At 68.9% G+C, this 11989-nt stretch carries 12 protein-coding genes; 9 read left to right on the forward strand and 3 right to left on the reverse strand.

What is annotated here, in order from left to right:
• Window positions 1-69 precede the first annotated feature (69 nt).
• The 8 genes from ACIQ7M_RS39495 to ACIQ7M_RS39530 all read left to right on the forward strand — a co-directional run bounded on the left by ACIQ7M_RS39495 (window position 70) and on the right by ACIQ7M_RS39530 (window position 7533).
• The gene (locus ACIQ7M_RS39495) at window positions 70-1857 is read left to right on the forward strand and encodes a type IV secretory system conjugative DNA transfer family protein (RefSeq protein ID WP_403653572.1); all 1788 of its coding nucleotides are present in this window, start codon (window positions 70-72) and stop codon (window positions 1855-1857) included.
• 100 nt (window positions 1858-1957) lie between these two features.
• Window positions 1958-2353, forward strand: coding sequence for a tryptophan synthase subunit alpha (locus ACIQ7M_RS39500; RefSeq protein WP_403653575.1), 396 nt, complete (start codon window positions 1958-1960; stop codon window positions 2351-2353).
• Between the two features lie 100 nt (window positions 2354-2453).
• Window positions 2454-2729 (forward strand): hypothetical protein, encoded by a 276-nt coding sequence (locus ACIQ7M_RS39505; protein ID WP_403653578.1) that lies wholly within the window; start codon window positions 2454-2456, stop codon window positions 2727-2729.
• Between the two features lie 38 nt (window positions 2730-2767).
• The gene (locus ACIQ7M_RS39510; protein WP_403653614.1) at window positions 2768-3691 is read left to right on the forward strand and encodes a hypothetical protein; all 924 of its coding nucleotides are present in this window, start codon (window positions 2768-2770) and stop codon (window positions 3689-3691) included.
• Entirely contained in the window at window positions 3688-4965 is a 1278-nt protein-coding gene (locus tag ACIQ7M_RS39515) for a DNA cytosine methyltransferase (protein WP_403653581.1), read from the forward strand. Before ACIQ7M_RS39510 ends, ACIQ7M_RS39515 begins: the two co-directional genes overlap by 4 nt.
• Window positions 4965-6080, forward strand: coding sequence for a DnaB-like helicase N-terminal domain-containing protein (locus tag ACIQ7M_RS39520; protein WP_403653584.1), 1116 nt, complete (start codon window positions 4965-4967; stop codon window positions 6078-6080). The genes ACIQ7M_RS39515 and ACIQ7M_RS39520 overlap by 1 nt, the downstream gene beginning before the upstream one ends.
• A 14-nt stretch (window positions 6081-6094) precedes the next feature.
• A complete protein-coding gene (locus tag ACIQ7M_RS39525) occupies window positions 6095-6823 on the forward strand; it encodes a hypothetical protein (RefSeq protein WP_403653619.1) in 729 nt (242 codons plus the stop codon).
• 146 nt (window positions 6824-6969) lie between these two features.
• Window positions 6970-7533 carry a DUF317 domain-containing protein gene (locus tag ACIQ7M_RS39530; protein ID WP_403653616.1) on the forward strand — a complete coding sequence of 188 codons (564 nt, stop codon included), beginning with the start codon at window positions 6970-6972 and terminating at the stop codon, window positions 7531-7533.
• 1150 nt (window positions 7534-8683) lie between these two features.
• Here the strand turns inward: ACIQ7M_RS39530 and ACIQ7M_RS39535 are convergent.
• Both ACIQ7M_RS39535 and ACIQ7M_RS39540 read right to left on the reverse strand, forming a co-directional pair.
• The gene (locus ACIQ7M_RS39535; protein WP_403653587.1) at window positions 8684-9820 is read right to left on the reverse strand and encodes a tyrosine-type recombinase/integrase; all 1137 of its coding nucleotides are present in this window, start codon (window positions 9818-9820) and stop codon (window positions 8684-8686) included.
• 1085 nt (window positions 9821-10905) lie between these two features.
• Entirely contained in the window at window positions 10906-11157 is a 252-nt protein-coding gene (locus tag ACIQ7M_RS39540; protein ID WP_403653590.1) for an FCD domain-containing protein, read from the reverse strand.
• Here ACIQ7M_RS39540 and ACIQ7M_RS39545 point away from each other — a divergent pair.
• Window positions 11144-11350 carry an SDR family oxidoreductase gene (locus ACIQ7M_RS39545; protein WP_403653593.1) on the forward strand — a complete coding sequence of 69 codons (207 nt, stop codon included), beginning with the start codon at window positions 11144-11146 and terminating at the stop codon, window positions 11348-11350. The genes ACIQ7M_RS39540 and ACIQ7M_RS39545 overlap by 14 nt on opposite strands.
• Window positions 11351-11416: 66 nt before the next feature.
• Here ACIQ7M_RS39545 and ACIQ7M_RS39550 read toward each other — a convergent pair.
• A partial coding sequence (locus ACIQ7M_RS39550; RefSeq protein ID WP_403653596.1) for an ABC transporter permease occupies window positions 11417-11989 on the reverse strand: 573 nt, incomplete at its 5' end.

The following is an 11989-nucleotide window of genomic DNA, read 5'->3' on the forward strand; positions in this document are numbered from 1 at the left end:
GGCAGCCGCCGCCCCAAAACGGCCGCAGCCGCTGACTCCTCCGTCCCCGCCCGGAAGCACGTAGCCCTTTTGCCCCCTCCCTCCTCCAACAGCAACGCCGACGGGTACGACCTCGTCCTGCGCCTCCTGATCGGCGTACTCGCCGTCGCTGTCCCCCTGTCCCACCTCGCCTGGCTGTCCGGCAACATCACCGCCTGCCTCACCGGATCCAGCTGGGCCCCGTACCAGCCGACCACCGCACTGCTCCACCCCAAGCAGGTCTGGCCCGACGCAGGAGAGGCATCCCTGCTGATCGGCGCGCGCATCATTCCCGTTCTCCTCCTCGTTGCCCTCGGGACCGCGGCGGGCGCCCTGTGGGTCCGACACAGGAACCGCAGCGGCGGCCGGAAGAAGATCACCGACATGGCCAAGGCCCGGGACATCCAACCGCTGATGGCCAAGGCGATCACCGACAAAGCCCGCTCCCTGCGCCCGAGCCTGAAGGACGCCAAGCACATCGAGGCCCGCGACACCGGCATCCTGCTCGGCAACCTCCAGGGCACCAAGCACGAGGTGCGCATGGGCTACGAGGACGTGGCCGTCGCCATCATGGCGCCCCGCTCGGGCAAGACCACCTCGCTCGCCATCCCCTCCGTCCTCGCCGCGCCCGGCCCGGTCCTGCTGACCTCGAACAAAGCCGCCGGCGACGCCTTCACCGCGACCTACGACGCCCGCGCCCGCGTCGGACAGGTGTGGTCGATGGACCCGCAGCAGATCGCGCACGCCGCACGCGAGATGTGGTGGAACCCCTTGGCGGACGCCAAAACCCTGGACGGCGCCGGGCGGCTGGCCGGCCACTTCCTCGCCGCGAGCGTGGACGCCTCTCAGCAGGGCAACTTCTGGTCCAAGGCCGGATCCAACATCCTCGCCCAGCTCTTCCTCGCCGCGGCCCTCGATGAGCGGCCGATCACCGACGTCATGCAGTGGCTGGCCTTCCCCGCCGACCGCACCCCGCTCGACATCCTCCGCGACCACCAATTCGCGGCCGTCGCCGCCCAGCTCAAGGGAACGGTGGAGGGACCGCCGGAAACCCGGGACGGCATCTATGAGACCGCCCGCCAGTACGCCGCCGCGCTGCTGAACAGCGAGATCGCCGCCTGGGTCACCCCGCAGAAGGACACCGCCGAGTTCAGGCCGTCCGCGTTCGTGACCTCCACCGACACGCTGTTCCTGCTCAGCAAGGACGGCGGCGGGGGCGCTTCGGCTCTGATCGCCGCGTGCGCGGACTCGGTGATGCGTGCCGCGACCGCGCAGGCCGAACGCGTCGGCGGACGCCTCGATCCGCCCATGCTCGCGATCCTCGACGAGGCCGCCAACGTCTGCAAGATCTCGGATCTGCCGGACCTGTACTCGCACCTCGGGTCGCGCGGTATCATCCCGATCACCATCCTGCAGTCCTACCGCCAGGGCCAGAAGGTGTGGTCGGACGCCGGCATGGACGCCATGTGGTCCGCCTCGACCGTCAAGGTCATCGGTTCCGGGATCGACGACCCGGACTTCGCGGACAAGCTCAGCCGTTTGATCGGCGACCACGACGTCGAGACGACCTCCACCTCGCACTCGGAGTCCGGTAAGTCGACCTCTGTCAGCATGCGGCAGGAACGGATCCTGCCCGCCGACGCCATCCGTGCCCTGCCCAAGGGCACCGCGCTCTGCTTCGCCACCGGTATGCGGGCCGCCATGCTCGACCTGCGCCCGTGGTACCTGGAACCCGGAGCTAAGGAGCTGTCCGCGGCGTCCGCCCGCGCGTCCAAGGCGATCACCGCCCGCGCCGTGGCGAAGCACTCGCCCCAGTCCGACATCGGGAAGGCCGTGTGAGCGACGTCCGGCTGCACCTGGTGCCGGTCCGCTCACGTGAGGCGAAGGACTTCGTGCACGCCTGGTCCCGCGTCACACCACCAACACCGGCCTCGCCAACGTGGTTGGCGGGGCGTCGGGGTGGCTCTACGCGCCCGCCAGCACGGCGCCCACCGGTTACCAGGGCCCGCTCGATGTCCTGGCCCTTGCCGGCTTCATCCAGCGCCTGCGCGCCGCGAGCCCGCTGCCCGTGGTCTCCGGGGTGGGGATCTCCGCCCCTGCCCTGGCCGCACGTGTCGCCCCGCTGGTGGACGCCGTCGTCATCGGCACCCCCATCGTCCGCGCGCTGGCCACCGACCCCGGTCACGCTCCCGTCTTGGCCGCCGCCTTCGCCCAGGCCCTGCGCCCGAGCAGTCTCACGGAGAGCCTGACTGACTTCCTCTCACCGGCCGAGACTCTCTCGCCTGACCGCCGACGCGCTTGCCCTGCACCAGTCCCTGCGCGCCGGCGGCAGTGACCACGCCGGTGCGCTGGCCGCCCGGATCACCGAAGCCCAGGCCATCGTCCAGACCGCCCTGGGGCTGTTCCTCGACCTGGCCCAGCACAGGCCACTCGCCATGCGCGAGGTCCTCCTGCTCCTCGACCACGTCGCGCAGATCGCCAAAGCCGCCCAGGGCGCAGGCGCCGAACTGGCCGCAGCCCTCGCCCGCGCCGTGGAGAACCAGCGCCGCCGAGCCCACGCCGCGTCCGCCCGGATCGTCCTCATCGGCCCCTCACCCCGGCAGTTCATCGAGTCGGCCACCGACCTCCTCGACCGCATCCCCGCCCTCTGCCACGCCATCCACCGCGACCGGCTGATCCCGCCCAGTCTGCCGACGCACCAGACGCTTTGAGGGCGCACCCCCCGTTTCCCTCACCCCCAGGACAGACCATTTCAGATCATCCCCGATTCCGCGCCCTTTCTCTTGGCGCGGGAGTTCAATCCAGCACCCTCCTGTCCCTGTCAGCCGAGGGCATTCTCCCGAAGGTCGACTACGCCATCTTCGCCGACACCGGATGGGAACCCCAGGCGGTTTATGTCCATCTGAACCGCCTGGAAGAGGAGATAGCCAAGCCTGCCGGGATACCGGTGCTTCGCGTATCGTCCGGCAACATTCGCGACGACGCCCTGAACCCGGATCACCGCTTCGCGTCCATGCCCCTCCATATCTTGAACAAGGACGGGCGGCCCGGAATGACCCGACGGCAGTGCACCGGTGAGTACAAGGTAAAACCGATAAAGCGGCAGGTTCGCGAGCTGCTCGGATACCCCTATCCGATACGCATTCCCAAGGGGGTCTTCGTCGAGCAGTGGGTGGGGATCTCAACTGACGAGTTCCACCGGGCCAAGGACGCCGACGTGAAGTACATGCGCAACCGACATCCCCTCCTAGAACTCAACTGGAGCAGAGCGGACTGTATCCGTTACCTGACCTCGCTGGGGCTGGCCGATACGCCGAAATCGAGCTGCCTCGGCTGCCCGTTCCACGGAAATGCTCAGTGGAGGCACATCAGGGACGCATCGCCGTCTGAGTGGGCGGATGTCGTCGAATTCGACGCGGCGATCCGGCAGGGCAACGCCCGCGCCAACGCGGCGGGCAGCCGACTGCTCGGCGAGGCATTCCTGCACCGCTCCCGCGTCCCGCTGGACAAGGCGCCGATCGACCACGTCACCGCCGCCGAACGGGCAGCCCTGCGCATCGGCGCGGACGAGGCCGACGAGCTGGAGAACGGCGTCGTGGACGGCTGCTCGCCTTGGGCGTGCCGCGGAGATGCGGACGCGCTGACGCAGGACGAGTTCGGTCTGGCCACGTGATACTCGACCTTTTCGCGGGGCCGGGCGGCTGGAGCAGGGCACTGGATGTCTTCGGTGTGCGCGATGTCGGGCTGGAATGGGATGCGTGGGCGTGCAGGACCCGTGCCGCTGCCGGGCAGTTGACGGTTCGGACCGACGTGGCGATATATCCGGTCTGGCCCTTCCTCGGCCGGACGCGCGGTGTGATCGCGTCTCCTCCGTGCCAGGCGTGGAGCAAGGCCGGCAAGCGCCTCGGCCTGGTGGACCAGCCGCTGGTGCACGCCGCGGTCGAGGACCTCGCCGCCGGGCGCGACACCCGCGAACGGCTCCTCGCCTCCTGCCGCGACGAGCGCTCCCTTCTCGCGGCCGAGCCCATGCGCTACCTCCACGCCCTCAACGCGGTCGGCGAGCCCGACTGGGTCGCCCTGGAGGAAGTGCCCGACGTCCTGCCGCTGTGGAAGCAGTACGCGGCCGTCCTACGCAGCTGGGGATTCTCCGTCTGGTACGGAATCCTCAACGCCGCCGACTTCGGTGTTCCACAGACCCGGAGGAGGGCGATACTCCTGGCCTCCCGCGTCCGTACGGCGCAACCCCCTACCCCGACGCACGCTCAAGTCGCCGAGCCAGAGCCACTGTTCGGCCCGGGCCGAACCCGCTGGGTCAGCATGGCCGAGGCCCTGGGCTGGGGCGCGACCGACCGGCCCGTCCCCACCGTCTGCGCTGGCGGCGGACCCGGGGGCGGCCCCGAGCCGTTTCCCTCCGGTTCCCGTCAGACGCTCGCCAACGCTCGTGAGCGCGGCCACTGGCAGCCCCGGCTTGCCGGGGCAGAAGTAGTACTCGAACCCCAGACGCGCGGAGCGGGCTGGACCGCCCGGCACGGTACCCGCGTCGCCACCCCAGCCCACGAGCCTGCACCCACGTTCACCAGCAAGGCCACCCACTGGAAGTGGTCGCTGCGCAGCAACAACCAGGCCAACGCCACCGTCCGCTTGCTGTCCGAGCCGGCGGGCACGCTGTTCTTCGGGCACCGGGCGAACGAGTGCACCTGGGTCGCCGCGCCGGCCTCGCCGCAGACCGAGGACACGGACGCGCGGGCAGTACCGCAGCCGATCCGGATCACCGCCCGCGAGGCCGGCCTCCTGCAGACCTTCCCCGCCGACTACCCCTGGGCCGGCAACAAAAGCCAGCAGTTCTCGCAGATCGGCAATGCCGTACCGCCGTTGCTCGCCGGCCACCTCCTGGCCCCGCACCTCGGCGTCACCCTCGACCCCAACGACTTCGCTCTCGCCGCCTGATGCCCTCCAGCCCCGAACCCGACGAAGCCGACCTCGACACGATCCCGCCACCGCAGCCGGTGTTCCACGCAGAGCAGGCCCTCCTCGGCGCCCTCCTCCTCGATCCGCACCGTCTCGACGACGTGACCGGCATCTCCGCCGCCTCCTTCTCCACCGCCACGCACGCCGCCCTGTTCGCCGCAATCAGCACAGTGCCCCCGCCCAACCCGGCTGAGCACGCGAACACCACATGGCTCAACAAGGTGCTCGCCAAGGGCCGCGAGCAGAACCGCGGACTGACCGTCTCCTACCTTCACGACCTGATCCAGGTCTGCCCCTGGTCCCGCCACGCACCGACCTATGCGCGGATGGTCGAGGCGGAACACGCCCGCTGCCGTATGCGGGCCGCCGCCGAACAACTCGTCCAGAGCGTCCAGGACGTCTCCCTCCCCCATCCGGTACAGACGGTGCTCGACGAGGCCGACGCGCTCGCCATGGTCGTGGACGACATCGCAGCCCGCTTCCCGCCGCGATCCGGCGTCCTGCCCCGCACCGCGGCACTGCCACCGGCCATCGCGCCCGACCACACCGAGGCGGTCCAGGAGGAACAGCTGCTGCTCGCGACCGCCACCGCCCACCCCTCCGACATCGAGTCCGTCCAGTGGCTGCTCCCCGCCGACTTCACCCGGCCGCTGCACGTCGGCCTGTGGCAGTGCCTGACCACCCTCGCCCGGCGCCACGAGCCCGCCGACCCCGTCACCGTCCTGTGGGAGGCCCAGCAGCGCGGCCTGTTGGACGACGGAAGCGACCCGGGCGAAGTCCTCCGCCTGCTGGCCGAACCGGTTGGCTCGGTGGAGCACTGGGGCCAACGCGCCCTGCAGCGTTCCCTCCTGGCCACCGCCGATAACACCGGCCGGCGCATCGAGGCATACGCCGGCGACCTGACGAACACCCCGTTCCAACTCGTCGTCGGCGCCCGCCGATCCCTCGCCGACATCAGCGCCATTCGTACCCGCTGGCAGCACGCCACCGGAACGGTCCCGCCACAGCGACCGCGCCCGGCATCCACCACCCGCGCCAGCCCGCCAGCCACCACGCCCGCACCTGCCGCCCGCGCTGTGCGAGCAACCCGATAGCACCCGCATACGCCGTGGCCGGACCCGAAGGGCCGGCCACCGGCAGAAGAGACGACACCCCGCCAGGCTCCCCATCGACGCCACGTCCGCCGCGACACCCACCCCACTCATCCCAGTGCCGTGACCGCCGTCCTGACCGTACCCCAGGCCCGCATCGCCACACGGGCCTGGAAGCGGCCAACTGGACCGTTCTGGCCGACAACGTCCTGGTCCTGGTCCGCGTCGATCACGAGGAGCCCTACTGGGCCCAGGACGCGGCCAAGCACCTGACCGTCGCGGGTATCACCGTCGACATCACGCCCCGCCTCCGGGAAGCCATAGATGAGGAATGGACCTGGGCCAGCTACCCGATGCCCTGGTGCACCCGCGCCGAGATCCGCAAGATCTCCAACGAGGCCCAGAAGATCCACGACGACATCCGCCACGGCCAGCTCCTCATCCACGCCCACGCCCACGATGGCCACACCACCGTCGCGGTCGGCACCTACCTCGGCGCCAACAGCAAGTCCGTCTACCTCCATGGCGAGGACCACCTGCGCCAGATCGCCGACACCTTCGACTCACCCGCCCAAGCGCTGCTCGCCTTCGAGGAGGTCCACCGCACCGAAATGCGCCCAGGACCAGCCCCCCTGACCGACACCGAACGCGCCGCCGCCGAAGCCCGCACCCCGCTCCCCCTCCCCCTCCCCCGGCCCAGCCCGAACCAGGGCGCCTGGAATTCGAGACTGTCCCGGTCTACCTGACCGATGCCGGCGACCACGACGCCCTCCTCAACACGTTCCTCAATACACACGGCGAGTGGGAGAAGTGGCGGACCTGGTCGGACGAGACGACGCACGCCGTCCACGAGTCCCAGACCCTGCGCATCGAACTCGTCCACGAAGCGTCTATCGACGAGACCGCGTGGACCGTGGCCGCCTGCGAGACGCCCGTGTCCGACCGCATGTGGGTCCTCACCGCGACCGGCGCCACCCCGGCCCCGGTGCTGCAGGAACTGCTGGACCACCTCGCCTATGGCGACGGCTGGGATACCACCGCCGGCGCGCCGGTGGACGAGAAGACGGTCACCGCGGCCACGCAGCCCCTCTCCGAGGCCGGGTGGAAGCACTCCGTGGACGGACGATGGATCCGGTGGACGTCCCCCGCCAGAGACGCAAGCGTCCAGTTCGACGCCTTCACCGCCCAGCACCCGAGCCACAACCTCGCCACCTGGACCATCGCGGCCGTTCCACATCCTGAGCGACCCACCTGGACCCTCACCGCGTCCCCGAACACACCGAGTTCACTGCTGGCCGACCTCGCCGAGAACCTCGCCCACGAAACCGGCACCGCCAGCGCCTCGAAACCAGACGGCCCCGCGTCGCTGACCGAACGGCGGACCCACGAGACAAACGTGACCCTGCTCTGCTTCCTCGAACGGGGACAAGGACTCCGGTCTGTTCCCCTGCCTTGATAGACGTCCCGTCAGGTGCGGTCGAGGTGGATGCCTCTTTCGAGTGGAGCCACACCCACACGCCGGTTGCCCATCCGAAAGCGGTCTATACAATCCGCCGCGCCGGTTCGGCGGTCGCCGAGGTCCGCGGCCTGGCGACAGTGACACGCGCGACCGAGCCAGCTGTCGCGGTACACCCACTCGTTTTCGATCACCTGAACGCCCCGGTATCTGCGGAATTTGACGTACCGCCCGAGACGCGGTGTCCTGCGTCCATGACCAGGAACACGAGTGGCAGCGGCGCTGCCTCCACCCCCGCCAGTGACTTCGAACTCGGCTGCAGTAAGGCTTACTTGCGGATGGGTAACGTCACGGAGCGAGTCCAGCTGGTGCTTGCTACAACGCTCCTTGTTGCCGTCCTCGGGGCACTGGCCATCAACGCATTGGTGGCGGCGCGAACCCCTCGCCTGTGACGGTTGCCGGGGCAGCCCGACAAAGGTCTGGCGGTGGCAGCCCTCCCCACCGTCACAGGAAGCGGTCTTGCCACTTGGCTCACATCCCGATGATGACCCTCCGGGCAACCGGGCACCGAGCAGGGGAAGGGGGCTTCGGGACGTAGGGGCAACTCCGTTCCTACGTCGGACTATCCGACACACACTGCCGCGGCTGCAAGGCCACCACGGAGATGATCCATCTGCGAGTGATTGGCGAGAAGGATGTCCGCCGATGCGGCGACTGCGGCGATGAGGTCGAGCTCGAACTCCTGGTCTACGCCGAAGCCGAGCGAGGTGACGCACCCCGACGTCGGGTGATCCACCGGGATCACAAGAACTCCAGCACTGCCACCGGTTCGCGCGCAGTCCACCCGTACGTGTAGATGCGGGCACATGTTCGGTCTCACCGGTTCTGCCACCACTGACACTTCAGTCCTTGGGGAGGGTGCCGGCGGAGAAGCGCCTGGCGGCCGTCGAACGGCTGTCCCGGCTCCGCGAGGACGAGGCATTGACCGCGGCGCACGTGCGTATGGTCGCGGACGGGCTTGAGGTGTCGGAGCGGACGGTGTGGCGCTGGCTCGCGCCGCCGAAGCCGGATGCGCCCGCCGCCCGGCCGCGCTATGAGCTGAGCGAGACCGACCGGGCGGCGCTCGCCTGCTGGCGGCCTCCAAGGCGGGTCAGGCTGTGTCCCACAGGCCGGCATCGAGGATGCGTGCCGCTTTCGTGATGCTTCCCGGCATCAGGTGCCGGTAGGTGCGATACGTCTCCTCGATCGACTTGTGGCCCATCCATTCGGCGACGTCGGTGATCGGTATCCCGTTGCCGAGAGCGTTGGAGGCGAAGTAGTGCCGGAACCCGTACATCCCCATCCCCTCCACCACCGGCAGTTTGTCGAACAGCGTGTGGACACGACGGCGTTCCATCGGCTCTGTGTAGTAGCCGCTCGGGCCCCGCAGCAGGTAGCCCTCGCGGGTGGTGCCGTGCTTCGCCTCATAGCGCTCGATCGCTTCCCGGACCGAGCGGGGCAGTGGGACCTCGCGGAACTCCCCCGCCTTGCGGTGCTTGAGCTTCGCCGGCCGGTGGGTGTTGGAGTGGATCTGTTCGTGCACCCGGTAGACGTCGGCGGCCACCAGGTTGCGGACGTTCACGGCCCGGGCCTCACCGTTGCGCAGCCCGCACCCCGCCATCATCACGATCTCCAGCGCCAGGTCCTCCCCCGCGACGGCCAGGGCCTGCTTGAGGTAGGTGAGGGTCGGGATGACCACCTTCTCGCGGACGTACTCCGGCTCCTGCACGCCCTTCACCGGATCCTCCGCCATCGCCCCCTTGTCGTAGGCGTCTCGCAGGATCGTCTTCAGGATGCGGAAGATGTTGACCTGGTGACCCCGGCCGACCCCGTCGGCCTCCAGCTCGTCCAGAAAGCGCTCCACCACCATCGGCGTCACCGTGATCAGCTTCCGTGAGCCGATCCGGGGGACGATGTGGACGTTGATGGCGCTGTCGACGTGCTCGCCCGTGGAATACGCCGTCATCCTCCGCTGCCGCGGCCGCCACTGCTTCGCATACTCCGCCACCGTCAACTGCCCCAGCTCACGGCGCGCCTCCGCCACGGTCGGCGCCGTACGCTTCTTCTCCGTGTAGATCTGCGTCAGGCGCTCGATCGCATCGTCCTGCGTGCCGAAGCCGCCCTCCTCGGCCTGCCTCCCTGCCCCGTTGCGGAAACGGATCGTGTACGGGTGTGGACACCGAGACGGCCGGACGCAATCGCAGTCCTTGAAGAACGAACCCATACCGCGAGCAAGCTGACGAGCCACCAAGCAAACCTTCCGAACGGGAGCCGGGCATCCGCGCACGGGGCCTGCCTCGGCGGTCACCAGGTCAGCAAGCCGGGACACCTTCAAGCCCGATGCTGACCATTTGCTGACCTGAGCCACCCTACAAGGCCACTGACCTGTGCAAACGCCCAGATTCTAGATCTTGGACTTGAGCATAGTGCGCAGCATGTTGGACTCCTGAAAGACGGCTCCCTGCCCGCTTTTTGCAGGTCAAGGGCGCCCCTCACCCTACACTGGCACGCTTCCGACTCGAAGACTGGGAACACCGCTTCACTCTGACGCGAAGGCTCCCTGCCTGCGTTTCCGTGCGAACCAGGCGGTTGTGACGCCACCGGCCAATCGCCTGCCCGGACACCCATCACCGATCGCACCAGGACTGATGCCGATCAAGCGCCGACCTACCCGACGGCGCATCAGGGGATACACGGTAGGAGGTCACCCGCACAACGGAGGTTCATCGCGTACGTCGCGCACCGACCGAACGCCGCCACACCGCCGTGACCTGAACGTCTACAAGATCACCCTGACTTCGGAAGAGTCCTGTCCACCCACGCCCCTACCTATGCCTCGGGTACACCCCACCGGTGCCGCCAACGCCAGGCCCCTGAATCCCTCGAGCCCACTACCGATGGACACCGAATACATCGGCGCGTTCCGTAGTGGAATATGGGGCCTAAAGTCCTGTACGCCACGTTATGGGTGATTTCTCATGGACTGCAGAGCCGGGGATGCCCCTCCGGATTTCGAAACCACAGCGCGACGGATGGAATTCGCGATGCACAGCAGCCCCGACACAGACACCTGCTCCGGCCAGCCGAACGGGCACCCCGGCTCCGAGGCATGCGGGTTCGACGACCGCCGCGAATCCTCACGAATCGCCCGCCACTTCACGCGGAAAACTCTCAGTGCATGGAGCGTCGACCAGGACACCGCCGAGAACACGCTGCCAACACTTCGACACACGACCGATCACCCGGCCCCATCGGCCGGCGCGGCGTTTTCCGGCACCAGCCCGCGCCACAACGGATCAGCCGGCTTCGGCGACGCCTGTTGCTTGTCGAGGCCTATGTGTGATCATGCCCCGGGTGTTCCCGCCGCCCGTCTCGGAGGCGGACGAGGCCTTCGCGTGCCTGGCCCAGGTGCTCCCGCATCGCCCGTGCCGCGGCTTCCGGGTCGCGCTCGCGTATCCGGTCGAGGATCAGGGCGTGGGCCTCGATGATCGGCTCAAGACCCTTGCCCGACTCCTTCCAGCCGCGCCACGCTTCGACGCGTAGCTGGTGCCGGCGGGGCACGATGCCGTCGATGGTGAGCAGCACCAGCCCGTTTCCCGCCGCACGCGCCACCTCGATGCATCCGCTGGGGAGGGTCGCCGAACCGCGTGAGGTCGCGGAGGTCGTCGCCTTCCTCGCAGGCGACCAGGCCAGCTACGTGAACGGCATGGAACTGCGCGTCGACGGCGGTCTCCTCGCCGGGCTGCCACTCGTTGCCCCGACCAGGGCCGACACCTGAGCCGAGGAAACCGCGGCTCCGGCGCGGCCAAGAACCCGAGCCGCGGTGACTGGGCTGAAGCGACCTCTACGCGGGCAGACCGACGGCTCGATCACCGGACCGTCGTTGCTGGATGACCACAGCGGCCACCAGAAGGGCGCCCTGAGCGACGTTCTGCCAGAAGGTGTTGATGCCCTGCACCGTGAGGCCATTCTGGAGCGCGCCGAGCAGAGCGACGGCGAGCAGGGTGCCGCCGATACCTCCCTTGCCTCCCTTGAGGGCGCAGCCTCCGAGGGCGGCGGCGGTGATCGCCTGGAGTTCGAGGCCTTCGCTGCCGGAAACGGGCTGGCCGGAGCCGGTACGGGCGGTCAGCAGGATGCCGGCGACAGCGGCGACCATGCCGCTGAGGGCGTACACCGCGAGCAGGTACTTGTTGAGGTTGATGCCGGCGAGGCGGGCGGCGGTGTCATTGCCTCCCACGGCGTAGATGTTGCGGCCGATATCGGTGTACTTGAGCAGGACGTGAAGGGCTGCGGCCACGAGGAGAAGCAGACAGACCATGGCGGGCAGGCCGGCGATCTTCCCGCGGCCGAGGAACACGAACAGGTCGTTGTTGAGGACATAGCCCTGGGCGCGGCCGTCGGAGATGAGCTGGGCGAC

The sequence above is a fragment of the Streptomyces sp. NPDC096324 genome, from assembly GCF_044763015.1.
GTDB lineage: Bacteria > Actinomycetota > Actinomycetes > Streptomycetales > Streptomycetaceae > Streptomyces.